The organism is Streptomyces sp. NPDC006510 (genome assembly GCF_040611955.1).
GTDB lineage: Bacteria > Actinomycetota > Actinomycetes > Streptomycetales > Streptomycetaceae > Streptomyces.
This window is the reverse complement of record NZ_JBEXPH010000436.1, coordinates 1-1,729: the sequence shown is the minus strand read 5'-3', so window position 1 is coordinate 1,729 and position 1,729 is coordinate 1. Positions and strand designations below refer to the sequence as shown.

Annotated in this window: 2 protein-coding genes; one reads left to right on the top strand and one right to left on the bottom strand. The window is 73.7% G+C overall.

The annotated features are described in order from the left end of the window. Positions 1–921: serine/threonine-protein kinase (locus ABZY11_RS44260; protein ID WP_356484585.1), on the bottom strand; the 921-nt coding region annotated here is incomplete at its 3' end. 499 nt (positions 922–1,420) lie between these two features. On the opposite strand from ABZY11_RS44260, the gene ABZY11_RS44255 reads away from it, so the two are divergent. Next, positions 1,421–1,729 (top strand): hypothetical protein (locus tag ABZY11_RS44255; protein ID WP_356484584.1); only part of this gene is annotated, 309 nt, incomplete at its 3' end.

Below are 1,729 nucleotides of genomic sequence, written 5' to 3'. Positions count from 1 at the left end.
GGCCGCGGGCGCCGGGTCGGGGGCGAGCAGGGCGCCCACGCCATCGGCCGCGGCGATCTGGGCGGAGCTGGCGTGCACGCCGATGCCGTCCGCGACGGCACGCAGGCCGCGGGCCAGGTTCTCGGCGCTGGGCCGCCGGTCGGGGTCCTTGCTCAGGCAGCGCTCTATCACCGTCCACAGCGGGGCCGGGACGGTGGTGGGGCGGCGGGGCTCCTCGCTGAGGTGCCGGTGCAGCACTTCGAGGGCGGTGCCGCCGGCGAACGGCGGGCGGCCGGTGACCAGCTCGTACAGCAGGATGCCCGCGCCGTAGATGTCGACGGCGGAGGTCTGCGGGCGGCCCTCGGCGGACTCGGGCGCCACATAGGCGGGCGTGCCGACGAACTCATGGGTCCGGGTGAGCCCCGGGGAGTCGGCCAGGCGCGCGATGCCGAAGTCGGTGAGCATCGGGTGCATCTGGCCGTCGCGCTCGTCGAGCAGGACGTTGGCGGGTTTCAGGTCGCGGTGGACGACGCCGTCGGCGTGGCTGGCGGCGAGCGCGTCCGCGATCTGCGCGGTGAGCAGCGCGGCGGCGACCGGGGTGAGCGGGCCGTTCTCGCGGAGGTAGCGGTGCAGGTCGGGGCCGTCGACCAGGTCCATGACGAGGGCGAGGAGGTCGCCCTCGACGACCAGGTCGCGGGTGCGCACGATGTTCTCGTGGGTGAGCCGCAACAGCACGGAGCGCTCGCGCAGGAACCGCATCACGACGTCGGCGTCGTTGGCGAGCTCCTCCTTCAGGACCTTGATCGCCACGGTCTCGCCGGGCTGGCCGGCGACGGCCGCCTCGGCGCCCGCGGTCTCCCGCTGGCGGGCACGCCAGACGGTGCCCGTGGCGCCGCGTCCCAGCGGCTCCTCCAGGAGGTACTTGCTGCCTACCGGCCGCACGTCATGCGCTCCCTGCAGATCGTGGTGATTGCGGTGCTCCCGGATCCGCCCGGGAGTTCCGCCCACTCTAGTGGGGTGACCGGCGGGGCCGGGCGGCTCCGTCCGGTTGCTGTCGTCGCCCTGTCCGCCGTTGGCCGGATGCCGCCCCGAGGAGGCACCGGCCGGTCGCGGGACAAGACGCTCGTACCGGGCGGATGGTTGTCGTACACATGTGCGATGAATCGTTCCGGACGCTCTTCCGGAACGGTTCCGTCGCTGCGGACAACGTTCCAAGCAGGCACTTATGGGCGCACAGCCGACGTTTCAAGATCACTTAGCGGTGACCCCCGGGCGTGTTGTCAGTGGCAGGTGCGAGGATGCCTCCAGCACGGAACTGTGGGGTAGGGAGCCCCACGGCACGTGACGAACCCGTACCGGACGACGCGTCCGTGTCGGGTGGGGGGAATCACAGGGCGTTTCCCCTGCCCGGCGCCCCGCGCAGAAGGGACCGCTGACGGCGATGCAGATCCGGCTGACCGTCCTCGCGCCGCGCAGCGGCCAGACCCCGGCGCGCGCGTGCGACGTGCTGGTCACCGCCCCCTCGGGGACGGCGCTCGCCACCGTGGCGTCCAACCTGGCCGCGGCCGTCCTGGGGCCCGACGGCTCGCTCGGCAGCGGCGCGGTGGTGCTGTTCGCCGGGCGGGAGCGGCTCGACGCCCAGCGGTGCGCGCTGGGCGAGCCACCCCTGGTGGACGGCGCGATGCTCTCGCTCCAGGTCCCGGGCGAGGACGAGGCGGTGGACGACGCCGTCCCGGCGCGACTGCACGTG